This is a genomic window from Planococcus notacanthi, from assembly GCF_030407825.1.
GTDB lineage: Bacteria > Bacillota > Bacilli > Bacillales_A > Planococcaceae > Planococcus > Planococcus notacanthi.
This window is the reverse complement of record NZ_JASDCQ010000003.1, coordinates 248,808-272,947: the sequence shown is the minus strand read 5'-3', so window position 1 is coordinate 272,947 and position 24,140 is coordinate 248,808. Positions and strand designations below refer to the sequence as shown.

General features: G+C 44.2%; 28 protein-coding genes. 6 read left to right on the top strand and 22 right to left on the bottom strand.

What is annotated here, in order from left to right; all coding sequences use genetic code 11:
- Window positions 1-10 precede the first annotated feature (10 nt).
- From QMA01_RS12650 to QMA01_RS12640, 3 genes are all read right to left on the bottom strand, one after another.
- Window positions 11-1,144 carry a CAP domain-containing protein gene (locus QMA01_RS12650; protein ID WP_290215135.1) on the bottom strand — a complete coding sequence of 378 codons (1,134 nt, stop codon included), beginning with the start codon at window positions 1,142-1,144 and terminating at the stop codon, window positions 11-13.
- Between the two features lie 304 nt (window positions 1,145-1,448).
- Window positions 1,449-2,282, bottom strand: coding sequence for a DUF368 domain-containing protein (locus tag QMA01_RS12645; RefSeq protein WP_191715445.1), 834 nt, complete (start codon window positions 2,280-2,282; stop codon window positions 1,449-1,451).
- 96 nt (window positions 2,283-2,378) lie between these two features.
- Window positions 2,379-3,449: an NAD(P)H-dependent flavin oxidoreductase gene (locus tag QMA01_RS12640; RefSeq protein WP_290215134.1), complete on the bottom strand. Its 1,071-nt coding sequence runs from the start codon at window positions 3,447-3,449 to the stop codon at window positions 2,379-2,381.
- 142 nt (window positions 3,450-3,591) lie between these two features.
- On the opposite strand from QMA01_RS12640, the gene QMA01_RS12635 reads away from it, so the two are divergent.
- Window positions 3,592-3,852 (top strand): hypothetical protein, encoded by a 261-nt coding sequence (locus QMA01_RS12635; RefSeq protein WP_191715443.1) that lies wholly within the window; start codon window positions 3,592-3,594, stop codon window positions 3,850-3,852.
- Between the two features lie 41 nt (window positions 3,853-3,893).
- Here QMA01_RS12635 and QMA01_RS12630 read toward each other — a convergent pair whose 3' ends face one another.
- On the bottom strand, window positions 3,894-4,742 hold the full coding sequence (locus QMA01_RS12630) for a VOC family protein (protein WP_191715442.1): 849 nt from the start codon (window positions 4,740-4,742) through the stop codon (window positions 3,894-3,896).
- Between the two features lie 130 nt (window positions 4,743-4,872).
- Between QMA01_RS12630 and QMA01_RS12625 the strand changes: the two genes are divergently transcribed.
- Window positions 4,873-5,202 carry a winged helix-turn-helix transcriptional regulator gene (locus QMA01_RS12625; protein ID WP_191715441.1) on the top strand — a complete coding sequence of 110 codons (330 nt, stop codon included), beginning with the start codon at window positions 4,873-4,875 and terminating at the stop codon, window positions 5,200-5,202.
- A gap of 82 nt (window positions 5,203-5,284) precedes the next feature.
- Here the strand turns inward: QMA01_RS12625 and QMA01_RS12620 are convergent, their stop codons facing one another.
- The 3 genes from QMA01_RS12620 to QMA01_RS12610 form a co-directional block, all read right to left on the bottom strand.
- Window positions 5,285-6,046 (bottom strand): STAS domain-containing protein, encoded by a 762-nt coding sequence (locus QMA01_RS12620; protein WP_290186907.1) that lies wholly within the window; start codon window positions 6,044-6,046, stop codon window positions 5,285-5,287.
- An 87-nt stretch (window positions 6,047-6,133) separates the two neighbouring features.
- On the bottom strand, window positions 6,134-7,765 hold the full coding sequence (gene abc-f / locus QMA01_RS12615) for a ribosomal protection-like ABC-F family protein (protein WP_290215133.1): 1,632 nt from the start codon (window positions 7,763-7,765) through the stop codon (window positions 6,134-6,136).
- Between the two features lie 97 nt (window positions 7,766-7,862).
- Window positions 7,863-8,000, bottom strand: a complete 138-nt coding sequence (locus tag QMA01_RS12610; RefSeq protein WP_191715439.1) for a hypothetical protein — start codon at window positions 7,998-8,000, stop codon at window positions 7,863-7,865.
- Between the two features lie 172 nt (window positions 8,001-8,172).
- Here QMA01_RS12610 and QMA01_RS12605 point away from each other — a divergent pair, with 172 nt between their 5' ends.
- Window positions 8,173-8,484, top strand: coding sequence for a hypothetical protein (locus QMA01_RS12605; RefSeq protein ID WP_290215132.1), 312 nt, complete (start codon window positions 8,173-8,175; stop codon window positions 8,482-8,484).
- Window positions 8,485-8,520: 36 nt separating this feature from the next.
- Here QMA01_RS12605 and QMA01_RS12600 read toward each other — a convergent pair whose 3' ends face one another.
- The 9 genes from QMA01_RS12600 to QMA01_RS12560 form a co-directional block, all read right to left on the bottom strand.
- Window positions 8,521-9,462 (bottom strand): magnesium transporter CorA family protein, encoded by a 942-nt coding sequence (locus QMA01_RS12600; protein WP_290215131.1) that lies wholly within the window; start codon window positions 9,460-9,462, stop codon window positions 8,521-8,523.
- A gap of 57 nt (window positions 9,463-9,519) precedes the next feature.
- Complete coding sequence (locus QMA01_RS12595; RefSeq protein WP_290215130.1) at window positions 9,520-9,687, bottom strand: hypothetical protein; 168 nt, start codon at window positions 9,685-9,687, stop codon at window positions 9,520-9,522.
- Window positions 9,688-9,768: 81 nt separating this feature from the next.
- Window positions 9,769-10,176 (bottom strand): NUDIX hydrolase, encoded by a 408-nt coding sequence (locus QMA01_RS12590; protein ID WP_191715602.1) that lies wholly within the window; start codon window positions 10,174-10,176, stop codon window positions 9,769-9,771.
- Between the two features lie 175 nt (window positions 10,177-10,351).
- Window positions 10,352-10,825, bottom strand: coding sequence for a GNAT family N-acetyltransferase (locus QMA01_RS12585; RefSeq protein ID WP_290215129.1), 474 nt, complete (start codon window positions 10,823-10,825; stop codon window positions 10,352-10,354).
- A 161-nt stretch (window positions 10,826-10,986) separates the two neighbouring features.
- Entirely contained in the window at window positions 10,987-11,841 is an 855-nt protein-coding gene (tatC, locus tag QMA01_RS12580) for a twin-arginine translocase subunit TatC (RefSeq protein WP_290215128.1), read from the bottom strand.
- Between the two features lie 10 nt (window positions 11,842-11,851).
- Complete coding sequence (gene tatA, locus QMA01_RS12575) at window positions 11,852-12,076, bottom strand: twin-arginine translocase TatA/TatE family subunit (protein WP_191715433.1); 225 nt, start codon at window positions 12,074-12,076, stop codon at window positions 11,852-11,854.
- Window positions 12,077-12,175: 99 nt separating this feature from the next.
- The gene (locus QMA01_RS12570) at window positions 12,176-13,888 is read right to left on the bottom strand and encodes a GMC family oxidoreductase (RefSeq protein ID WP_290215127.1); all 1,713 of its coding nucleotides are present in this window, start codon (window positions 13,886-13,888) and stop codon (window positions 12,176-12,178) included.
- Between the two features lie 19 nt (window positions 13,889-13,907).
- A complete protein-coding gene (locus QMA01_RS12565) occupies window positions 13,908-14,660 on the bottom strand; it encodes a gluconate 2-dehydrogenase subunit 3 family protein (protein ID WP_290215126.1) in 753 nt (250 codons plus the stop codon).
- 257 nt (window positions 14,661-14,917) lie between these two features.
- Window positions 14,918-15,709: a LysM peptidoglycan-binding domain-containing protein gene (locus QMA01_RS12560; RefSeq protein WP_290215125.1), complete on the bottom strand. Its 792-nt coding sequence runs from the start codon at window positions 15,707-15,709 to the stop codon at window positions 14,918-14,920.
- Window positions 15,710-15,961: 252 nt separating this feature from the next.
- Here QMA01_RS12560 and QMA01_RS12555 point away from each other — a divergent pair, with 252 nt between their 5' ends.
- Window positions 15,962-17,461 (top strand): BCCT family transporter, encoded by a 1,500-nt coding sequence (locus QMA01_RS12555; RefSeq protein ID WP_290215124.1) that lies wholly within the window; start codon window positions 15,962-15,964, stop codon window positions 17,459-17,461.
- Between the two features lie 42 nt (window positions 17,462-17,503).
- On the opposite strand, the gene QMA01_RS12550 is transcribed toward QMA01_RS12555, so the two are convergent.
- Window positions 17,504-18,490: an NAD(P)/FAD-dependent oxidoreductase gene (locus tag QMA01_RS12550; protein ID WP_191715428.1), complete on the bottom strand. Its 987-nt coding sequence runs from the start codon at window positions 18,488-18,490 to the stop codon at window positions 17,504-17,506.
- 157 nt (window positions 18,491-18,647) lie between these two features.
- Here QMA01_RS12550 and QMA01_RS12545 point away from each other — a divergent pair, with 157 nt between their 5' ends.
- Both QMA01_RS12545 and QMA01_RS12540 read left to right on the top strand, forming a co-directional pair.
- Window positions 18,648-19,439, top strand: coding sequence for an SDR family oxidoreductase (locus tag QMA01_RS12545; RefSeq protein WP_290186919.1), 792 nt, complete (start codon window positions 18,648-18,650; stop codon window positions 19,437-19,439).
- 77 nt (window positions 19,440-19,516) lie between these two features.
- Entirely contained in the window at window positions 19,517-19,957 is a 441-nt protein-coding gene (locus QMA01_RS12540; RefSeq protein WP_146558378.1) for a peptidylprolyl isomerase, read from the top strand.
- A gap of 245 nt (window positions 19,958-20,202) precedes the next feature.
- Here QMA01_RS12540 and QMA01_RS12535 read toward each other — a convergent pair whose 3' ends face one another.
- The 5 genes from QMA01_RS12535 to QMA01_RS12515 form a co-directional block, all read right to left on the bottom strand.
- On the bottom strand, window positions 20,203-20,931 hold the full coding sequence (locus QMA01_RS12535) for an amino acid ABC transporter ATP-binding protein (protein WP_290215123.1): 729 nt from the start codon (window positions 20,929-20,931) through the stop codon (window positions 20,203-20,205).
- On the bottom strand, window positions 20,928-21,572 hold the full coding sequence (locus tag QMA01_RS12530; RefSeq protein WP_203340524.1) for an amino acid ABC transporter permease: 645 nt from the start codon (window positions 21,570-21,572) through the stop codon (window positions 20,928-20,930). The genes QMA01_RS12535 and QMA01_RS12530 overlap by 4 nt, the downstream gene beginning before the upstream one ends.
- A gap of 57 nt (window positions 21,573-21,629) precedes the next feature.
- On the bottom strand, window positions 21,630-22,418 hold the full coding sequence (locus tag QMA01_RS12525; RefSeq protein ID WP_203340525.1) for a transporter substrate-binding domain-containing protein: 789 nt from the start codon (window positions 22,416-22,418) through the stop codon (window positions 21,630-21,632).
- Window positions 22,419-22,537: 119 nt separating this feature from the next.
- On the bottom strand, window positions 22,538-23,626 hold the full coding sequence (locus tag QMA01_RS12520; protein ID WP_290215122.1) for an AI-2E family transporter: 1,089 nt from the start codon (window positions 23,624-23,626) through the stop codon (window positions 22,538-22,540).
- A 92-nt stretch (window positions 23,627-23,718) separates the two neighbouring features.
- Window positions 23,719-24,000 carry a hypothetical protein gene (locus tag QMA01_RS12515; RefSeq protein ID WP_290186926.1) on the bottom strand — a complete coding sequence of 94 codons (282 nt, stop codon included), beginning with the start codon at window positions 23,998-24,000 and terminating at the stop codon, window positions 23,719-23,721.
- Window positions 24,001-24,140 lie beyond the last annotated feature (140 nt).

Below are 24,140 nucleotides of genomic sequence, written 5' to 3'. Positions count from 1 at the left end.
GCCTGTTTTTCTATCGGTTAAAGAAATTTGCCGTGTAGTAAGGTTGGTTCTCTGAATTGAAGGCAGTTCCGATGCCTAAATACCCGAACTCCGGTTTGACAATATTTTCACGATGGCCCATGGAATTCATGAGTCCTTCATGAGCAAAGATGCTGCTGTATTGGCCATATGCCAGATTCTCACCCGCTACATAAAAGGCAATTCCATCTTTATTCATCCGGTCAAACGGCGACTGCCCCTTCAGGTTGGTGTGACTGAAGTATTGGTTCTCTGCCATGTCCTCACTGTGTTTTCGGGCCGTCACCTTTGTTTGTTCATCCCATTGCAACAGGGGCAAATCACGCTGAATCCGTGCCGAGTTGGTTAACTCGAAAAGCAGGAATTCATAACCTTCCCTTAACTCTTCATTCGGCTCAGCGTATATCTCAGAGCGTGCCTTCTCCAAATCTTCACGGATCACCTGCACCGCTGTCACCGTATCGCCTTCGTGGATATCATAAAAAACCGTAGTATACGTATTATCAGTTTTAAAAACATCGTATTCTTCACGTGTATCGAGTATATATTGAACATTTCCTTTTTGAAGGCTCTTCAGTGGGGCACCAAGCAAAGAACGGACTTCCGTTTTTGTGGAATCCATCGAAATGCCTTCCGTCGAAGAAATCAAATCCTGATTGGTGAACATCCCATTCACTTTGCCTTCTTGGTCATAGGACAGCAGCACATAGTTTTGATAATTTTGGTGATAGCTATGCCAGTCAGTGCCATACTCATTCTGCATCAACCGAAGCGGAAGGCCGACCTTTCCCTGGGCTTCCTCCTTATCCATGCCGAGCGTTACATTGTGAATGGCAATCAAAGAATCCGTTTCCACCAGTTCAGGCTTCGCTACAGCTTCCGGCAATTCAAGTGAGTTGGAAGCAATCAAAGACTGTAATTGGGCGCCGATACGCGAAGTGAAATTTCCGGCTTCATCAAGAGCTTCAGAAACTTTCGGATCTTCGGTGATGTTCTCAATTGTCCGATCAACAGAATCCAAGAAACTTAAATCGACATATTCACCCACCGGTTCCTCCCAAATCGGGCGCGCAAAAAACACGGCCAGCAACAGAATCATCAACCAAAACAGCTTCCGCACACACATCACCTCTTATCCTACAGTTTAATCGCAAACACACCATCCATAAAGCAAAAAGCCTTTGTGCAAGAAAAGCGAGAGCGCCCGTGTAGATTTGACGGGCATAAGACAGGCTGGCGAAGCGGCGTTCTTTGCCGCATAGCCAGATTGGCTTATGACCCTAGAATCTGGGCGCTCGAGCTGGACAACAAGAAAAGCGGAGGCAGCCAATCGCTGAAGCTAACCTAAGTGCGCGACTTCCACGCTCCATTTTCATCTATACTAAAGAGCGGCCATCAAAATGATGGCCGCTCTTTTTCAAATCATCCATTTATACTTCTTCTGTAATGGCGGTCTTTTTAGGTGAACTAAAAAGCAAAGTGAATACCAAGCCCAGCGCAAATGTAATCAGGCTGGTGATAAGCGTAGTTGAATCTGCCGAGAATCCAGGGAATACCACAAACAGAGAACCTAGGATCAATCCGATAATGGCTGCGTAGGTAACGTAAGTAAAGTGTTCCAATAAATACTGGATCGCCTTACTGCTGACGATAAAGCCAACGATGACGCCTGCTCCGATCGCCATGGCAATCGGGATGTTCAAAGAGGATAGTGCATTAATGGCTGTCGAGTAAACACCCAACAGCAACAGGATAAACGAACCGCTGATGCCCGGCAACAACATTGCCATACTGGCCAACCAGCCGGAGAAAAACAGCAAAAAGAAAACCGGCAAGGTCAGGGATGTAATTGGCGCTAAATTTTCCTCAGTCGGAATAAAAGCAGTAACAGCCAATGCTGCTCCAATCACTACCAGAATAACCAAGTGGCGTGCAGTAAAGTTCTTTTTGACTTCCGCTTGTTTCATGATATAAGGAATAACGCCGATGATCAGTCCCATGAAGAAAAACTGTGTCGCTTCATAATGCTGCTCGAGCAAGTATTCAATGACACGGCTGAACAAAAGCAAGGTGATGGCGATTCCTGTGCCAAGAGGCACTAAAAACCCAAGATACTTTTTCCAGTCACGGCTGAAAAAGCCACTGATGGATTCCAATAGGCGATCATAAATCCCTAAAATAAACGCAATCGTTCCTCCGCTTACTCCCGGAATCAAATCACTGATTCCCATTAGAATACCACGGTATATATTCTTCCATTCCATTCGTCTAATCTCCTCATCTTAAAATCACTTTTATCAGTATATCATGAGGGAAATGGAAACTCGAGCTTCACTTAAATCATTTTTTAAAAGACAAAATTAACTTACGATAGCTTTCGCTTCTTCTATAATTGCTTCTACGATCTCGGCTGCACCGATTTCTTCAATCAGACTGCGCGTCGATTGCCCTGCCCATAAAGACATAAATTCAGGATTATGCGCTTTTGCGGCAGCCGTCCGAATATCTTTGGTGATGGTATTTTGTGAAGGGAACGGCAGTGGATCAATTTCGCTCTGTTCGAATTCTTTAATAAATCGATTTTTAATGCCTCGTGCTGGACGTCCGGAAAAACTTTTGGTCACCACGGTGCTTTCCTCATTGCTATTAAATATAGCCTGCTTGTAGGCAACATGTGCTCCAGATTCTTTGGAACCGACAAAACGGGTACCGATTTGCACTGCATGTGCCCCGAGAACCAACGAAGCGACCAGGCCCCGACCATCGGTGATGCCTCCTGCGGCAATGACTGGAATTTTAATCGCATCTACTATCTGCGGAACCAATGCCATAGTGCCGATTTGCGCGCCTGCTGGATGATTTTCAAGTGAAAAAGTGCTGCGATGCCCTCCTGCTTCACTTCCTTGTGCTACGACAGCATCTGCTCCTGAAACTTCTGCCTGCAAAGCTTCCTCTACTGTTGTAACCATGACTATGATTTTAATTTGCTGTTCTTTGGCCATTTCCATCTGAACAGCAGACAAACAGCCGAAAGCTGTACTGATGATCGGCACTCCTTTTTCCAAACAGATCGCGAACTGCTCCTCGCTCCAATCCGGCGATTGATAAGAAGACTGCATTTCCTTGATCTCCAGCTCCGAACGAAAAGGGCTTAACGCCTGTTGCACCTCTGCCAAACGGCTGAAATCATCGTTGACCGCCGCGGCAAAAATATTGACCCCAAACGGCTTTTGGGTTTTCGATTGGATTTCATCTATCGCTTGCCGCAATGCGTCCGGCGCCATGTAGGCAGCCCCCAACGTTCCAAGGCCGCCTGCATTGCTGACTTCAACAACCAGCTCGACCGTCGTTGGCCCTCCGGCCATTCCAGCCTGGATAATGGGATAATCGATATTCAGTAAGCGGCAGATTTCTGTTTCTAAGTTAATCATGGATAGTCCTCCTGTCCTTGATCTCTCTGACTTTTTCTATTGCCTTCAGTATCCCGCAAACGGTAATATACAGCAATAGGGAACTTTTCTGCAGAATGCTTCGTTCTGTATAGTAAGTAAACATGAGAAGGCGGGATTTACTATGAAGGGATTCCTTTCACTTTTAGGCATCACTTTAATTGTTGGGGCATTTGGATTAATCCTTTTATCTTTCTATGGCAACCCTTTGGAAAAAGCGATCAGCCAAGAAAGAATGTACGCATATATTGAAACGAGACAAAACGACTTTCCGGAAGTACCGGAAAGAAATCAAGTAACTGCAGAAATTCCTGCTCAAGCAGCTTTTACGACTACCGCGTTTATGGCGATGGACAACAGTTGCGAAAGAGCGTCCCTGGAATGACAAAATCCGACTCGAAGCTCGAGTCGGATTTTTCTTTATGATTAAACACACAAACGGACAGCATTGCCTGATGGGTCTTTGACTTCCCAATAGTCCTTGTGGTCCACAACTTCAATTCCCATCGTCCGAAGGTTATCAACCACTTGGCTGCGCTTTTCCTCTTCCATGATCAATGTATAGTAATGCAACCCAGCTTCTTTCTCTGGCAACGCCGGAATGCCCACGCCATTCCAGACATTCATGCCGATATGGTGATGGTATTTCTGATCTGCCAGGAATAAAGCCTGTCCTCCCAGTCGAGACACCACTTCAAAACCAAGCCCTTCGACATAGAAGTTTTTGGCTTCGATTAAGTTGGAGACATGCAGATGGATATGGCCCATCACTGTTGCATCCGGCATTCCTTTCCAGGGCTCCGGTGTTTTTTGAGCTTCTTCTACCAGACCTTGAGAATCAATTGGATCTACTGTCATAGAAACTTCATCGTTGCTCCAGTTCCATTGTTCCGGTCCACGATCACGGTAAATTTCAATGCCATTGCCCTCTGGATCTGACAAATACAACGCTTCACTGACGAGGTGATCTGAAGACCCTAACTGAATCCCCTGCTGATGAAGGTGAATCAGTATTTTCCCCAAATCTTCTCTTGTCGGCAATAAAATTGCAAAATGGTAAAGGCCTGCATAACGGCCTTGTTTCGGTGTTGCGCCTTCCATTTTTTCAAGCTTAAGCAAGATATTTCCGCCCGCTCCCAGCTCGACTTTCTGTCCATCTTCTGAAATAACATCTAAACCGATTACTTCCTTATAGAAACGTTTCATCTTTTCAATATCCATTACTTTTAACCCTACTTCACCGACATAAGTGACAGGCTTCTGATGAAAATTCATTTATATTCCTCTTTTCTCTTAGTTACTTTATGTAACCAATTATATTTATAAAACCATTGTATGTCAAGTAACTTAATTCCTTTAAAGTATCTAGTATCTATGCTATTATAAAAGAAAAGGAGTGAGAAGTATGGATACATCCGTCATTTGCCCTCGTTTCGAGACTGCCATTTCCCTTCTCAGCCAACGCTGGACCGGATTAATTATTTATCAATTGCTATCAGGACCTCAACGCTTCAGCCATTTAACAGAAGTAATCGGCATCAGTGGCCGGCTATTATCTGAACGATTGAAAAACCTGGAAGCCCAAGGACTCGTTTCACGAACCGTTTATCCGGAAACACCTGTACGCATAGAATATGCATTGACCGAAAAAGGATTTTCCTTAAAGCCGGTTATGGATGAGATTCAGAATTGGTCACAAGTCTGGATAGATCCAGCAGAAACAACAAAAGTATAAGTGCTCTGCAACCATACGGCATGACTTCATCTTAATTCAACAAAATAAGAGCTTATCCATTTTAATTGGATAAGCTCTTATTTTATTTTGTCTGCAAATAAATGATATGTTTCAAACCTTCATGAGCGGAACTGAATATCGGCGTCTTGCGGTCCAATTCGACAATCGACATGGCCAACTTCGGGCTGATGCCTACAAGAATGCACTTAGTTCCAATGAGGTTCAAGGTCTCCGTCATCATTAGGATCTGATACCGAATCTGGTGTTCAAATTCCTTGATGCCACTTAAATCAATCAAGACATAGTCAATTTTTTTGTCGGCACATTCCGTTAAAACCGTCGCAACCAATTGATCCGTCCGGGCTCTGTCGAATTCTCCGATCAACGGCAAGGCAATCGTGCTATCCCAAATATTCAAGATGGGAATCGACAGTTCCTTGATCAATTGTGCACTGCGCTTCTGTTCTTCAGCCTGCATGGTAACATCCATCAGCATGACTACATATCCTTCCGGCTGGTTTCCGGAATTCATGATCGGTGTGATGACAATATCGGCCATCACCTGATTTCGAATGGTTATGCGTGTTCTGTGGGTGCATGTCAGTTCCTGCATCACCTGTTTCTGATGCTGTGGATGTGTATGGAAAGAATCCATACTCATGCCGATCATTTCTTCACAGTCTGACATGCCATATAAAGGAGCAACTTCACTCATCAACCGGCAGGCTTCAGTATTCATCCACCTGATGGTATAGGAACTGTCCGCAATCATTATCGTTTCCCCAATGACGTCCAGGGCACTCAGCAAAAATATATTTTCCGGAATCTTTCCTATGGCTGGCATGCGGTTCCACCTTATCCTCTGTTTTCCACTAATTCGTATTTACCTAGTATGCCACAGCAACATAAAGAATGACCGTCCTTCAAAAAATTATTTTGTCGGCACCATGACTTTTTCACGGGCAGCTGAATAGTTGCCATCAAAGCGCTCAAGTGCGTTATTTCTCAGCCAATAAGTCACTGGAAACATTTTATCCAAAAAGTAACGGTCATGAGATACCGCAATGAGTGTCCCAGGAAATTCACTTAAGGCTTCTTCCATCACTTCTTTAGCTTCCAGATCCAAATGATTCGTAGGTTCATCTAAAATCAGCAGATTGTGGTGCTGATGCATCAACTGGGCCAAACGTAGCCGCATCCGTTCGCCGCCGCTGAGCTGCCGAACCGGTTGGAACACCATATTGCCGAAAAACAGGAACTTAGCCAGTAGGGGACGCGCTTCATATTCGGAAACTGCAACAGCATCGCGAAATTCTTCGATAATGGTTCTGTTATTGTCCATTTCCAACGTATGCTGTGACAGATAGCCAATAGACAAACCGCTGCCCAGCTTGACCTCCCCGGCATCGACTGGTTCTTTCCCCATAATCATGTTAAGCAAGGTCGTTTTCCCACTGCCATTAGCCCCAACAATTGCCGCACGTTCTCCATAACGCACATGCATGGAAATTTCATGAAATAAAATCCGTTCCCCAAATCCCTTCCAAACTTCCTCCAACAAGACAACATCTTTTCCGCTTCGTTTGTCCATACGGAAGTCCAGCGCCATCTGTTTTTTCTCCAGTACAGGCCGATCTAGGATTTCAATGCGCGCTAAAGCTTTCTCCATGCTTTTAGCCTGTCTGTGCATGCCAGCGTTCGGCGGATTGGCCCGGTTCGCCCATTCTTTCAAACGCTTGATGGTTTCCTTCATCTTTTGAATTTTCTTTTGCTGATCCTGATACTGCTGAAACTCAACTAACAACCGGGCTTCCCGCTCTTTGATATAGCTTGAATAATTCCCACTGTATTGAATCAAGTCGCCTTGATCCAATTCCCATATATGCGTCACCGTTTCATCCAGAAAATAACGGTCATGGGATACGAGGACAATCGTGCCTTTATAATGGCTGATGAATGCACCCAACCATTCAATGGCATCCAAATCTAAATGATTCGTCGGCTCATCCAAAAGCAAGAGGTCTGGTTGTTGCAGCAAAAGTTTCGCTAAGCCGATTTTGGTTTTTTCACCGCCGCTTAAATGGCCCCAGCGTTCATATTTCAGCTGTTTGATCTTCAATCCATTCAAGACTTGATCGATTTTCATGTCCAGCTCATACCCGCCGCGCTGAATAAATTCATCCTGCAACGTGCCATAGCGCGCCAATAAACGGTCCATTTCTTCCGGAGAAGCATCCTCCATCAACTTCTCCATTTTCGCCAAGTGCTCTTGCATCGCGGTCAGCTCTGAGAAAACAGCCAGCATCAGCTGCTCCACTGTCAATTCATCCGGTTCGTCGGGTGATTGCTCCAGCAACCCAATCCGGCTGCCTTTTTTCCACGTGACACTTCCTTCTGTCGGCTGCAAAGTCCCCGCCAATATATTCAATAATGTTGATTTACCTTCCCCGTTTCTGCCGACAAGGCCAATCCGTTGGCCTTCCATCACTTCTCCTTTTATATGGTTGAATAATTTCTGTGTCGCAAAGTGGCACAATATTTGTTGAAATTGGCTAATGATCATGGTTCTCTTCCTTTCTGATGAAGAGACACATGCACAGCAAAAAAGGCACGCCAAGAGGCATGCCTTTGCTTAAAATCCGTTTGCAGGCAGATGTCTCTTACTGGTAAATTCCACTCCATTCAGTTAGCTGAAAAAGGACAGACTTCTCCCGTCCAGCTACCCCAGTGAAAGTAACGCCATGAAGAATGTATAGATATTCCTGACACTCCGTCATGCGCTTACCAGTTTGATTCATCTTACCCACCTCCTTGTTTTATCTCTTACATCATACAATCGCCCGCAGTTTCCGTCAATATATTGTTAGAATATTCTTTTTGTATTACATCGAATTAAAATGTAGGTATAAATTCCTTAAAATCGGGGAAACAATACAATAACAGCACTCTAGCAGAAAGGGGAATCAGAAAATGTCCATGTATTCCAAGTTGGCTTTTGATAACGATACCCGAAAGATAGAGAAGGCCTTGAAAAAATACGAGACCAAGAAAAACGAAGCTTTGCGTTTGCTTGCTGAAATCGATATGCTCGAAAAAATGGAAGATGTCCAGGATGCGGAACTGTGGAGACGCCAGTCGATGAAGGAAAAGCTGGTTACTGTAGAGCGACAGCGGAAGGATTTACAAGAAATGATCACCAATTATGTTGAAAAGTACGGAGACCAGGACCTCCACCGTTACACCGAACTCCTACAGGAACTCGAAAGCGACAAAGCGAAATAACAAAAGCAGGAGCCTTAGATGAGGCTCCTGCTTTTTCTAGTCTTTTCCAGAAACATTTTTCCCGATGGACTGCAGGATGTCCCCCATCCATCCTTTTCGCTTTAAATAGAGGTAGAGGAAGAAGGTGGACGCCAAAATTACCAGCAAAGCGCCGACATAACCAAACTGCCATTTCAGTTCTGGCATGTTTTCGAAATTCATGCCCCAAAGAGCTCCCCACGCCATAATCGGTGTAAACAAAGTCGTTAGGACCGTTAAGGTTTTCATTATTTCATTCCCTCGGTAATTGGCCACTACATTTTCAATATCGACCATATTATTGACTTCGTCTTCGTATGAATTGACGAGCATGACACAGCGGCCGATACGAACGGCAGTCCTCTGGTATTCCACTTCTTCTGTGACACTTTTTCCAAATGTCTCTTCAATGGCCATTTCAATTTCCTGAAAGCCCATAATCAAATGCTTCCATAAAAGAATTTCATGGCGGACGTTCTCAATCTTTTCCAAAGTCTTCTTATTGTTCTTTTCTTTGATTGCCCACAGAAGATCATGGAGACGCTCTTCAAAACTGTCGATTTTATGTAGGATGGAAGCTACCATTTCACCGAGAATGATCATCATCACTTCTACCGAAGAATTGGCCTCTTCCATTTGGCGTAGAATTTCTTCTTTCTCCAAATCCGCATCTTTTTCAAAGTCAATTGCGCTGGTTACAAAGACATCCCGGGACAAGTAAAAATGGAAGACTTCACGGGAATCTTCAGATTTCGCACTTTGCCTGTAAATCAACGAACCCCATATAGACTCTTTACCCCGCTCAACCGTATGGGTATGAAGAATATTAACGGATGGATTTTTTGATTTATCAATCCAATTCTGCATCTTTTCATTTTTCGGAAGGAATTTACGGAAGTTGTATTCTTCAGCGCTTTCCTCTTCATGCCAAACCGCATGTTTGAATGTATGGTGCGGCATTATCATGACCCCTTTCGACCGCTCTGCTATATAAAAAGCAAGCCAGTACTGGCTTGCTTACTCTTTTTGCTGAGTGTTGTCCCTGTACTTTTCATTCGAATTTTCTTCATACTCCAAGTCCCGATCCGGCATGGGATCCATCTCTTTTTCAGACGGCATATTGCGGCGCGGTTCGACTTCCGGAAGCAGTTCTTCGCCTTCCTTGTTTTCACGGTCTTTCTTCATCCAAAATCCCTCCTTGGATTGTTGTTATTACCGTAATTACCCGTTTTACTTTTTTTATAATCCAAATAAACACCTAACCGCTTACTGAATCGCCAATGACCCAATCAGCGTGGCATCGTCGGGGTATGCCAATTCCAGCTCTTCCAATTCAGAAATCGGTTTCCAAGCTACATCGGCAATCCATTCGTCGCCTTCTTGTAAAATGATTTTGCCCCCTGTCACTTCCACTTTGAAGTAAGTGACTTCAAAAGACACAGCCGAATCTTCATATTCTCCTGCTCTCACGTTCAGCTTTTCGATAACCTGAACAGTCAAACCGGTTTCTTCGAAAAATTCACGCACACAGCATTGCTCCAGCGTTTCATTCCCTTCCACTCCTCCCGCCGGCACCGTCCATTTCTTTTCTTCTCCCGGCACACCTTGCAATACCAGCAAGACTTCGTTCTTCTCATTGACACAGACGCCTGCTGCGCCTTTCCAGTTCGACATTTCCATCCAATCTCTCCTAGCCTGTTTTTCGTTTGTGGCAGTGTTTCTTTTTCTAAAAAAAGATACACTGCCGTTTCTATTTACGTTACCATATATTTTGCTGTGCCGGGAGTTTTCCAAAAGAATTCAGGGCAAGACAAAACGGCTTGCCTGAGCAAGCCGTTCACTTGGGGTGTTACTCTGCCTTTTTCCGATGTTCCTGTTCCAAAACAATTCCATGGGTAGCATCCGGCAATCCCAGGTCTCCTGAAAATCCATTCGCTCGATAGAAAGCATCTGCTACGGAGGAGTCTGTGCGGACAACCAACTCCCGGAAATGGCCTTGAGCATCTTTCAGAATCTGTTGCAGTAATTTCGTACCAATTCCCTGCCTGCGGGCGCTCGTGGAAATGTAGAACCTCCGAAGCCTGCCGATCCCTTCCTTATCGGAATAAGGATCACGGTTCAATCCCCCGATAGCGATTAATTGATCATGGTGATCCCACACACCGTATAATACTTCGCCTGTTTTATTGAATGTATTGCTTCCATCTTCATACTGGTCTACAAGCCTTCTCAGAAAACGGTAGCCTTCCGCTTCACTTTCTTCCACCAGCTTTGAAACATCCACTTTTTTTAAGTCTTCGATTTTTGTAATTTTCACTGTCATGTCTCATCCTCCTCATTATGGATAATCACTTTCCACTTACGGATTTCCTGACATTCACCTGCTCCTTCAGTGTATAGCAGTTAAGAAGGGATTACCAATAAATATCAGAATTTTCTTTTAACTATAATTAAAAAGGCTGCATACTCATGCAGCCTTCAGGTTTAGAGAACCGTATCTTCAATTGCAGTTTTTTTGTCTTCTGTTTTCTTGATGATGAAGATGCTTGCTTCATATAAACCGGCCATCGGAATCAAGACCAGCAATTGGCTTAGAAAATCTGGCGGCGTGATCAATGCCGAGACAATCGCCAGAACAAGATAAGACCATTTCCGAATTTTCTTCATTGAAACAGAAGTCAATACACCAATAGAAGACAAGAAAAGTGCAATAATCGGCATTTCAAAAAGCAATCCTAAAGGAACCGTTGTCATAATCAGGAAATGAATATACTCATTTGCAGAAATCATGACATCGAAATTGGCCATACCCATACCGATCAAAAATTGAAAACTCAATGGGTTGACGATGAAATAGCCAAATGCGATTCCCAGCACAAAAAGCAGCAGCATGACTGGGGAATACAGTCCAAGAAAGCGCGCCTCTTTTTCTTCGAGGCCAGGTTTTACGAATTGCCAAATGAAATGAATCAAAAATGGCAAGGACAGCCCGAGAGCCAATGTAGCAGAAATAGAAGTGTAGAATTTAATAACTTCTAGCGGCCCTAAAATGACCAGATCATAACCTTTAACAATGTAAGGAAACCAGAAGTTTAATGTGGAGAAAACGACCAGCAAAAAGAACAAGAACACAAACGCACTTTTAATCAATTGCTTTCTCAGTTCTCCCAGATGGTCGACTAGAGTTTCCACTTGCATTTCCGGTTCTTCCACTGGCGGATCCGGCTTTTTGATAGGCAGCTCCGGTATTTTTTCCTCATTCTTTTCTGCAGGTTTTTCCGGCTGCACCTTTTTTTTACGCAACGGACTCGTTAAATTTCTGTCTCCATACGGATCCATTTAACCACCTTCATAGCTTGTCAGATTTTTTTAAATCCTTGTCTTCGACCGTTTCTTTTCTTACAACTTCTTCATCATCGTCATCCATGAGCCCTTTGGTCGAGCGTTTGAACTCAGAAAAAGTTTTGCCGACTGCCCCACCGATTTCAGGCAACTTTTTAGGCCCAAATATAATTAACACAATGACCAAAATGATGATCAGTCCTGGTACGCCAATTGATGCTAATCCACCCATATTGTTTTCCTCCTCTATCCCGCTTTAACGGTCAGTATGGTTCAACTAACACTCAGTGGAGGAGAATAACTCTCCTCTGAGCGAAATTCTTTTCTACTACTAAACAAGCGATCCGCCTTCGCGGCTATAGCGGATAACACCTTCTGCGCAGCGGTAAGCCAATGCCCCAACGGTTCCGGTCGGGTTGTAGCCTCCATTGTGCGCAAAATTCCCAGCTCCTACGACAAATAAATTTTCTGCATCCCAATGCTGAAGGAAATTATTGACGACACTAGTGCCCGGGTCGGCACCCATGATGGTTCCTCCAGTATTATGGGTAGTCTGATAAGGAACAATGTCATAATCTGATATTGGATTGCCGCCGACTACAGTTTTCGCCCCCATTTCCTGCATGATTTCGCCCGCTCTTTCCGTCAAATAACTATGGAGCGCCCGGTCCTGATCCGTGAAATTATAGGTAAGCTGCAACAATGGCACGCCGTAGATGTCTTTATAAGTTCCGTCCAGTGCCATATAGTTTTCTCTGTGCGGCATGGAAGCACCCTGGCCGCCGATACTCAACGATCTTGTATAATTTTCAATCGATGCACGTTTGAAATCTGCGCCCCAAGAAGGCGTATCCGGTGGAATTGGATTATGCAGAATCGGACGGGAACCGGTTTGCGTGATCGACAAGCTGGCACCATGTATGAAGTCAAGGTCAGAATGATCAAAAGAATCTCCATTAAAATCATCTACTGTCATTCCAAGAGCCCCGGCTCCCATAAAGGTATTCATTTGTTCATCAAAGAATCCGGATGCTCCCGGCAAAATCTGATACGCATAGTTTTTGCCCAGGGTTCCTTGCCCTGTTTCCGGATCGTATTGCTCGCCAATTTGAGAAACCATCAATAGTTTGGCGTTATTTAAAATATAGCTAGTTAAGACAACGACATTTGCCGGCTGAATAAATTCCTCAAAAGTTTCTGTATCGTAATAGCGTACGCCTGTCACCCGGTCGCCTTCTTTCATAATTTCAACGACGTTGGCGTTAAATTTAATTTCATAATTTCCTGTTTCTCTGGCAGTAGGCACAACGGTAATTTCCGGAGAAGTTTTAGCTCCATACTCACAACCGAAGCGTTCACAGAACCCACAGTATTGGCATGCGTTGATCTGCTGGCCGTCCGGGTTCTCGTAAGCTTCTGACAGATTGGCTGATGGCATCATGAAAGGCGACAGTCCCAAGTTGGTGGCGGCTGTTTCAAAACGCTGCAGAATCGGCGTTTTCTTCATTGGCGGTGTCGGATAAGGACTTGAACGTTTGCCCCAAAATGGATTATTATCCTCACCAGAGATGCCTGCCGTCTTTTCAAAACGGTCAAAATATGGTTCTAGTTCATCGTAAGTGATTCCCCAATCCTGCAGGGTGTATTCAGCCGGAAGTTTATTGGCACCATATTTTTCATCAGTCATTGTTTTGATTTGAAAATCATAGGGAAGAAAGCGCCAATTTTGCCCGTTCCAGTGAGTGCCTGATCCCCCTAACCCTTCTCCCAATAAAAAAGAGCCCATCTGACGCATCGGTAAAGCGCGTTGCTGGCGATTATTACGGAATGCAATGGTTTCCCTCGATAAATCCTGCATCAGCTCATAGCGGACAGCATAACGGTATTCATCATGGACAATGCTGAAATCCTCTGTACCGCGTTCGCGCCCACGTTCCAACCCAACTACTTTAAGGCCTTCCTTCGCACATTCTGCCGCAATGATCCCACCTGTCCAACCAACACCTACCGTCACTACATCTACGCTATCTAGAGTCGTTACCATGCAAGTTCCCCCTTTTTAATTAATGCTCCATCCCCAGTGATTGAGGTTCGATTTCTACAAAATCTTCACTGTCAATTTCATTAATATAAGCCGCTTGGTGACCCGGGAATCCTTTCATCTTCCAACCTTCCATATTATGATTGCCGCCGTATATCGGATCTGCATAGGCTCCTTCCAAAGTAGCCTGCCTCAACAGACGGAAAAAGAACAACGAAGTCGTACCTCTCATTTGAATTTCATCCTCCTGGAAAGCCGTTAGAATTTCATCCATCTGCCCACCTTCCAAATCAACAAAGTTGGCATTAAATCGGCTCTGGGCTTCCTGTTGCATAATTTGGATTCCTTGGCGGAACATTTCATTCCGCTTTAACCGACTCTGATAGCCTTGTGTTCCTTCCCCTTCAAAAAAAGGGCCCTGCATATACTCTTTCGAATTTTCCCCATAGCTGCCCGCTAACTGCTGGTCAATAAAGTAAGCTACGCCTAAACCAATTGCGCCGGGACCTAAATCATCTTCTGGAAAAATCCGTTCAGTGGCCTGGTTCAGTATCTCGAACTCGGCGTTATTCTTGAAGAATGTCAGACCCCTGACTCCGCCAGCAGACCCCATTGATTCCTGCGGAGTTCCAGGCGCAGTGGATGTCGAACCCTGCTGGTTGGTATTAGCTCCTATCAACCCTCCGATAATACCGCCGCCAATTAAAGCACCCGTGGCAATTCCTGAAGTCTTCAAAAAATCACGCCGTGAAAAATTCTTATCTTTTTTCACCATTTTACTGTCCCCCTCCTAACTTATTTCAAGAATATTCATAATATTTAATGTTATACCCTTTCTTGTTTTTCTTATTCATTAATTTTAAAAAAATTAATTTCAAATATAAGGAAACCAGTCAGACTGAGTTGGTATGAAAATTTCGAACCACACACAAAAACGGTCCCGAGAAGATTCTCGAAACCGTTTTTACAAGTATTTCGGACAAAAAAAGAAGCCAAGGGAATGGTCACCTCGGCTGTGTAGCTTAAATCCTATTAGTTAAGAACTTTAATTGTTACGTTTTTGCGGCCAAATTCTAAAGCTGCGCCTTGTGTTGGAATGAATACATCGATTTTATTGCCTTTGATTGCTCCGCCAGTGTCTCCAGCGATTGCTTCTCCGTAACCTTCGACCCAGACTTTAGAGCCAAGCGGAATTACTGAAGGATCTACTGCGATTACTTTTTGGTTTGGATTTGAACGTAAATCAATTCCAGTTGCTGTCGTACCTGAACATCCTGCGCAATAAGCTGTGTAAGCTGTCGCAGAAACAGTCATCGTTTTACCGGATTGAGCTGAAGCTGCTGCTGGTGCTTTTTGTGCAGGAGCGCTTGCTGTTTTTGGTGCTGGTGCTTTTTCTTTAGCTGGCGCTGCTGCAGTTTTAGCAGGTGCTTTTTCTGCTGCTGTGCCGCCTTTAACTGTCAAAGTTTCGCCTGGATAGATCATGTATCCAGAAATGCCATTCCAGCTCATTAAGCTGTCCAATGGAATTCCATGAGCGCTGGCGATTTCCGCCAAAGTATCTCCTGATTTAACTGTATATGTTGAGCTGTCGGCTTTCTTTTCTGATGTTGCTTGTCCATCGACTTTTAGTTCCTGGCTTGGCAAGATCAAATCAGATGAAAGGTTATTCCACCCTTTTAAGCTTTCTATTGATACATTCTTGTCTTGTGAAATTCCCCACAGAGTGTCACCTGATTGTACTGTATAAGATGATGCACTTGCTGACGTTGCTGCTCCCACACTTAAAGCTGCGATAGCAGTTAGTGTAACGATTTGCTTTTTCATAAATTGAAATTCCTCCTTTTCACTAACTTGAACGATCATAACACCTCCACATTGCAGGAACATGACAGAACGGCAGATGGAACATAACAATTTCATGACAGGGAATTGCGCTTTGTTACATTTTGTAATAAAACTAATAATTCCAATGCCGTATCCTGCATACAGGGTTCAAGCACGAAAAAGCAGTTTAGCATATGAAAATCAGGGAATATGTAAATGTTAATTAAAGAACAGTTTATAGGGGGAATTCGTTTGAAGAATGTAACATCGGTTTTTTGGATTGCATTATCAGTATGTATGGGCTTGGTTGTTTGGGGATTGTCCTCGCCTGAAGGATTCAAATCACAAACAGGGGAATTGACAGCCGCAATTTCCAGCACATTCGGTTGGTACTATCTTCTGACCGTTTTCCTGATACTCATTTTCTGTGTGTATTTGATTTTCTCCAGGTTTTCCAATTTAAAGTTGGGAAAGCCTGATGATAAACCGGAATTCTCCCTGCCATCCTGGTTTGCAATGCTGTTCAGTGCCGGCATGGGAATGGGCTTGGTTTTCTGGACAACAGCTGAACCGATCTCCCACGCATTTATAAGCGCTCCACGCTCTGAATTGGGGTCCAATCAAGCAATCCAGGAAGCGATGCAATTTTCTTTTTTCCATTGGGGTCTGCATGCTTGGGCCGTTTACGGAATCGTTGCATTGGTTCTGGCGTACTTTAAATTTCATAACGATGCCCCAGGATTGATCAGCGCTACTCTTATTCCGTTATTCGGGAAAAAGCTGATGGCTGGGCCACTGGGGAAATTGATCGATACGCTGGCTGTCTTCGCTACAGTCATCGGCGTCGCATCCACGCTTGGATTCGGATCTGCCCAAATGAATGAAGGGATTTCCTTCCTTTTCGACACACCCAATAATTTTGCCTTTCAAATGCTGATCCTTGCGATTGCAACGGCTCTCTTTATCGCCTCTGCTTCATCAGGCATCGGGCGCGGCATCAAATATTTAAGTAATATAAACATGATTTTGGCCTTCATTCTTCTTTTGCTCTTATTGATCGTCGGACCGACGCTCTACATCTTCAATTCATTTGCAGATGCGATTGGCGGCTATCTGTCCAACTTCTTCTCCATGAGCTTTAATCTGGAGCCAATCAATGAAGAACGCCGTGCTTGGGTTGACGGTTGGACTGTCTTTTACTGGGCATGGTGGATTTCTTGGGCACCATTCGTCGGCATCTTCATTGCCCGTATTTCCCGGGGACGCACAGTTAAAGAGTTTATGCTTGGGGTGCTGCTGGTGCCCTCACTGGTATGCTTCATCTTTTTCGCGGTGTTCGGTGTTTCTGCATTAAACCTGGAGCAGAACAACATCGCTAAAATTTCCGATTACAGTCTCGAGACTGCTACTTTCGGTGTTTTGCAGTACTATCCGCTTGGCACTTTGCTGTCGATCATCACCTTATTCGTTATTGCCATCTTTTTCATCACTTCTGCCGATTCAGCGACATTTGTCCTGGGCATGCAGACAACGGGCGGTATGCTGAACCCGCCGAATCTGGTCAAAATCACGTGGGGTCTTATTCAATCAGCTGTGGCAGCCATCGTTATTTACACAGGCGGCACACAGGGCCTGCAAAATTCATTGATCATTGCAGCACTGCCCTTCTCGCTGGTCATCATTTTAATGGGCGTTTCCTTCCTTAAAGCCGCTTCATTAGATCCCTTGGCGAAAAAGAATAGAAGACATTAAAAAAGATCCGGTGCATGAGAATGCACCGGATCTTTTTTGGTTTTATTTAAAAACGCTGGTACTGTGTAATGGCTGGACTTTAGATTTCGGATCCAAATAAGACTTCGCGTTGTTGATGGCTGTCGGTGCTTCACCGAAGCCTACAGCAATCAGCTTGACTTTGCCTTCGTATGTGGCAATGTCGCCTGCAGCGTAGATGCCTGGGATACTTGTTTCCATCTTAGAGTTGACGATGACCGAGTTTTTATCCATCTCGAGTCCCCATTCCTTGATAGCGCCTAACGAAGTGATGTTGCCGTAGTTGACAATGACGTGGTCCACGTCAAGGCGTTCTTCATTGCCTTCTTTATCAACTAATACAAGCTCACTGATTTGGCCATTTTCTCCAACCAGTTCTTTCACGCCGTAAGGTTTTTTCACTTCCACTGTCGATGCCATCAAGACATCGATGTTTGCCTCATGCGCTGTCATTTTATCTCTCCGGTGGCTCAATGTTACGTGGGATGCTACATTTTCAAGCATCATCGACCAGTCGACCGCTGAATCGCCGCCGCCTAAAACGACTACTTTCTTATCGCTGAAAACAGTCAGATCTTTAACTCCATAATGAAGCGTTTTGCCTTCGAAAGCTTCACAGCCTTCGACCGCTAATTTACGCGGCTGGAATGCCCCAACTCCCGCAGTCAATAAAATGGCTTTTGTGTAATGCAGTCCTTTGTCAGTCTGAATGACAAAGTGGTCTCCGTGGCGCTCAGCAGCTGTTACGGTTTCTTCCAGACAAATTTCCGGATCGCCGTATTTTGCTTGCTGGACTAAATTGTCCACTAAATCTTTTGCCAACACTTTTGAAAATCCACCTACATCGTAAATGAATTTATCCGGATACAATTCAGTAAGCTGTCCGCCAAGCTGCGGCAAACTATCCAAGATTTTTACTTTCATTTTGCGCATACCGCCGTAAAAGGAAGCAAACAAGCCAGTTGGCCCGCCGCCGATAATCGTTATATCAAAAACTTCGCGTTCTTCCATTTATAACACTCCTAATCTACTCAATAACTATATCCTATCATATTTACCCCAGATTCACGCCATTGGACTTATGACGGAAATTCAAAAAATAAAAGTTTGAATTATCTGTATTTTATTCGTAAACTGAAGGATGGATACATAAGAAAGGATGAGTGCAGTGGATTTAGGAATCAAAGAAAAAATTGTAATCGTGATGGCTTCAAGCAAAGGGCTCGGCAAAGCAACAGCGCTGGAATTTGCAAAAGAAGGCGCGACAGTGATCATCTCAAGCCGCAATCAGCAATCCCTAGACGAAACAGCCGCTGAAATTAAAGAGGCTTCTGGAAACCAGCAAGTATTTCCGCACGTTTGCGATATCTCCAAAGAAGAAGACATCCAGAAACTGGTCCAATTCGCAGCTGATCAATTCGGCCGGATTGATGTGTTGATCAATAACACAGGCGGGCCAAAAGCCGGCGGGTTCGACGCAGTGGAAGATGCTGATTGGTATAAGGCATTCGACCAGAATTTATTGAGCTATATCCGCACCTCCCGCGCCGTTCTTCCTTATATGAAGGAACAGCAGTTTGGACGCATCATCAACATTTCTTCTTCTTCAACGAAAGAAGTGATTGATGGCTTGATCCTATCCAACACACTTCGTGCAGGAATGATCGGTTTTGCGAAAACCCTTGCGCGCGAAGTCGCAGGTGACAACATTCTCGTCAACACAGTTGGACCTGGCCGCTTTGCAACAGACCGGGTGGCGGAATTGGATCAGATCGCAGCAGACAAACAAGGCGTATCTGCAGAAGAAATCTCTAAGAAAAGTCAATCGTCTATTCCCGCTGGCCGCTACGGAGAACCGGAAGAATTTGCGAAAATCATTGTTTTTCTAGCTTCGGCAGCCAACTCTTACATGACCGGCCAATCGCTTGTCGTAGAAGGCGGTTCATTAAAAGCTCTATAATGTGCCAAATGATTATACAGCCAACCCAAAAATCGATATACTGGAAAATGAACCAATTATAAAGGAGATGTTTTAGAATGGCTAAAAAAGGACACATCCACATGGAAAACGGCGAAATCATCGAATTCGAACTTTTCCCGAACGAAGCACCTAACACAGTTGCAAACTTTGAAGAGCTTGCAAACTCTGGCTTCTATAACGACGTAACATTCCACCGCGTAATTCCTGGCTTCGTAAGCCAAGGCGGCGACCCAACCGGCACTGGTGCTGGCGGCAGCGGCAAAACAATCAAATGCGAAACTGAAGGCAACCCGCATAAGCACCAAGCAGGAAGCTTATCAATGGCGCATGCCGGCAAAGACACTGGCTCGAGCCAATTCTTTATCGTTCATGCACCACAGCCACATCTTGACGGAGTCCACACTGTTTTCGGACAAGTGACTTCAGGATTGGAAACGGCTAAAGCAATGAGCAATGGCGACAAAATGACAAAAGTTCACGTCTTTGACGAAGAATAAGCCAATAAGCTTAACCGGCCAGGATTTCATCCTGGCCGGTTTTTTCTTTGATTTGTATCCTGATCAAGCGAAAAAAATAGCACGATAAACTAGTTAACTGTTAGAAAATTGAAAAACGCCAACCGTTCTGGATCTATCGCCAGAACGGTTGGTGTTTGGAATTTTCCAGAAATACGCGCCCACGCGCCAAAATAAGATTCTTCCAATAAAAAAGCAGAAAAAAATACGCCCGCAGGCGCATTTTTCTACAATACTTTGCTTAAGAACGCTTTTGTCCGTTCATGCTGCGGGTTGCCAAACAATTCTTTCGGCACATTTTCTTCCACGATATATCCGCCATCGATAAACAATACACGGTCACCCATTTCAGCTGCAAATCCCATTTCATGCGTCACAACGACCATGGTCATGCCTTCACGCGCCAACTGTTTCATGACATCGAGTACGTCCCCCACCATTTCCGGGTCAAGTGCAGACGTCGGTTCATCAAAAAGCATGATCTTTGGATCCATCGCCAATGCCCGGGCGATTGCCACGCGCTGTTTTTGGCCGCCTGACAGTTCCCCCGGATAAGCTTTTGCTTTTTCCCGCAAACCAACTTTATCAAGCAGCTCATAGGCTTTCGCTTCACTCACTTTTCTGTCGCTTTTCTTCACTTTCATCGGTGCCAAAATGACATTTTCCAATACCGACTTATGAGGGAACAAATTGAATTGTTGAAACACCATTCCGACGTCCTGGCGAATTTTATTGATGTCTATTTTAGAATCCGTGATGTCAACACCTTCTATATAGACATGTCCGCCCGTAATTTCTTCCAACCGGTTCAAGCAGCGCAGAAATGTACTTTTCCCTGAACCGGATGGGCCGATTACACAGATGACTTCTTTTTCTTCTACCACAGTGCTCATGTCTTTTATAACTTCCAGGTTGCCGAATGATTTTTTCAAATTTTCCACTCTGATCATTGTCATCGCAAAACAAACTTCCTTTCTACAAAGCTCGCCAGCATGGAGAGCAGATATATGACCACAAAGTAAATAATCCCTAAGATCAAGTACACATTAAAAGCATCAAATGTAGCACTGGCCTGGATACGGCCTTCTTGCGTCAAATCCGCCACTCCAATAACCGATAACAGCGACGTATCCTTCAATGAAATAATCGCCTGGTTGGTGATGGTCGGCAGCATTCGTCTGAAAGCCTGAGGTAAAATGATATAGCGCATGTTCTGTGTTGAATTCAGTCCCAGTGAACGCGCCGCTTCTGTTTGTCCTTTATCGATCGACTGAATACCCGCACGGATAATTTCAGAGAAGTAAGCGCCTGCGTTGATGGCTACTGTTACAATCCCTGCTGTCGTATTGTCCAACGAGATAAAGTCCAAGGAATTCAGCCCGAAATAGATGAAGAACAACTGGACGATAAACGGCGTGCCCCGAATGGCATCAACAAAGATTTTCGCGATCCAATTCAGGATTTTCAGCGGCGCCAATCTGAATAGCGCAACGATTAAACCAATCAGGAATCCGATCACAATTGCGATAGCAAAAATATAGAGCGTAACTTGCAGCCCTTCCATTAAGTACGGAAAAGCGTTGATAATTGTATCCATATCCACATCCCCTTTGCATCAAAAAATGCAGCGCGCTTCTGCGCGCTGCATCCATTTTTATTCTGCTGCGATATACTTCGCTAGAATTTCATCGTATTCTCCGCTGTCGCGCAATTCCTGGAGACCTGCATTGATCTTCTCAAGAAGCTCTGCATTTTCCCCTTTTAATACAGCGATTCCGTACTGGTCACCAGTTAAGCGCTCACCTACTGTTTTCAGATCAAGTCCGCTTTCAGCAATGGCATAAGCGATAACGGGATAATCTTCAAGCAACACATCAGCATTGCCGTTTGACACTTCCTGGAACATGGATGGACTGTCTTCAAATTGAGCAATTGTGTAACCAAACTCACCTTCATTGTCACGGGCAAATTGGGCACCGGTTGTTCCGCTCTTAACCGCTACTGTCTTGCCTTCCAAATCTTCCAAGGCTGTGATATCCGTGTTGCTTTCAGCTACTACCAGCGATAAACCGGCATCAAAGTACGGATCAGAAAAATCGACCACTTCTTTGCGTTCATCGGTAATACTCATACCGGCAATTGCTACATCCAATTGGCCGGCTTGCAAGGCAGGAATAATGCCACCGAAATCCATCGGACTGAATTCAATTTCGAATTCTTGATTTTCAGCAATCGCTTTGATCAAATCAATATCGATTCCTGTATATTCGCCATCCACTTCAAATTCGAAAGGCGGATAAGTTGTATCGATTCCCACTGTATAAGTTTCCCCTTCAGTGCCGCCTTCCCCGCCTGTTGAACCTTCTTCACTTTCATCGGATCCGCAGGCAGCAAGTACGAGCAGCATTGCTAATAGTAGTGCTAAAAGACTCCATTTCTTCATCTTAGTTCCCCCTTGTTTTTGCATATCGGTCATTCTAAAGAATAATATATCATAATTTTCTCAATTCTAGTACCTTTGAGAGAAAATAACCACTATTCAATAAAGTTATGCAGTACTAATTAACCGTTTGTCTGTTGGACTGCTCTCTTTTTGCGCAGCCTGTTAAATAAACGGATATTATGAACCAAGGTTTTTAAAACAGCATAAGTGGGAATCGCAATCAGAATACCGATAAATCCATACAATGCACCGGCAATCATCAGCAGTAAAATAATCGTCAGTGGATGGATGTTCAGGCGATTGCCCATGATATTCGGTGTCACAAGATTGCCTTCAAGCTGCTGGACAACGAGCAGCACAAGGATGACTTTTATTGCCATCCACGCATCTCCACTCATCAAAGCGACAAATAAAGCAGGAATGATGCCGATGAGCGGTCCGAGGAAAGGCACAATAATCAAGAACATTGCGAAGATCGACAGACTCAAAGCGTAATCCAATCCGATAATCAAATAACCAATGTACATCAAGGTTCCCACTACAGCAGCGACAATCGCCTGGCCCACTATAAACGCAGACAATGTCTGATCGACATCCTTCAATACTTTTTCACCTTCAAGCTTGTGTTCTTCCGGTAAATACTTTATTAAATGAGGAATGAATTTTTCATCATCCTTCAATAGAAAGAACAGCACAAACGGGACAACAATGAGGACAATTGCAATATTCATCAACATCGTCAAAATGTTCATCACATTATTCAGCAGTCCTTCTGAAAGGTTCTCCAAGTAATCCAAAGCCCATGCTTTTATCTCCGGACCTGAAACTCCGCCCAGCTGAAAACCGGACAGGATGTTGTTTGATTCCTCCGTCACTTCTTCAACGGTTCCCGGCGCCAGGTCTGCGAGACTCTCGACCTGGTTGGTAACCAATGGACCCAAAAAGTAAATCAGAATAGATAAAGTTAAAATAATGACGGTAAAAACGATTCCGATTCCAGCAATTTTAGGTACATAGCGCATCAACCATTTTACAAAAGGCCGCAGCAAATAATAAAGCAGGCCCCCGATCAGGACCGGCGCAAAAATGGTAGCGATGACGATCTGAAGCGGCTCAAAAATATAATCAATCTTGCCAAGAAAAAACAAGGTCACTGAAACCAATAAAATCGCTGTCGTATATTCAAAAAATGGTTTTCTAATCCACATACTTGCTTCTCCTTTTCCAATGGTTATCGTATTTTCTGCACACAAAAAAGCGAAAGCAAAAAGAAACTTTGCCTTCGCTTGATGTGATGCCCTTATTTATCTTCTTCAAGTTCCCGCATTTCTTTATGGGTTTGCGGAAATGCATTGGCCTGCCATTCATCACGGTAGGCAGAGTCTAACTGGGACAAGCCCTGTTCAGCAGAATCTTCCAGAGCTTCAACACTTTCACGTTGATCCACTTCATTGCTGTTGCGCATATCCATATCTTCTCTTACCTGCACTGAATTTTTCTCCTGGTATGCTTTATAAACAAAAATTCCAGAGGCCGCTGCAAGCGCGCTGCCAATCAGTGTATTCATTGTCGACTTTTTCATCAAAATCCCTCCAAAAATACGTGGTTTTTTTCTCACTTCTTCTTGTATACCCTATATATGATTTTTTAACTAGGTACTTATAATTTTTTTATTTCTTCATAATTTCAATCGGCAGCCTTAAGTATTCCAAAATTACCTTA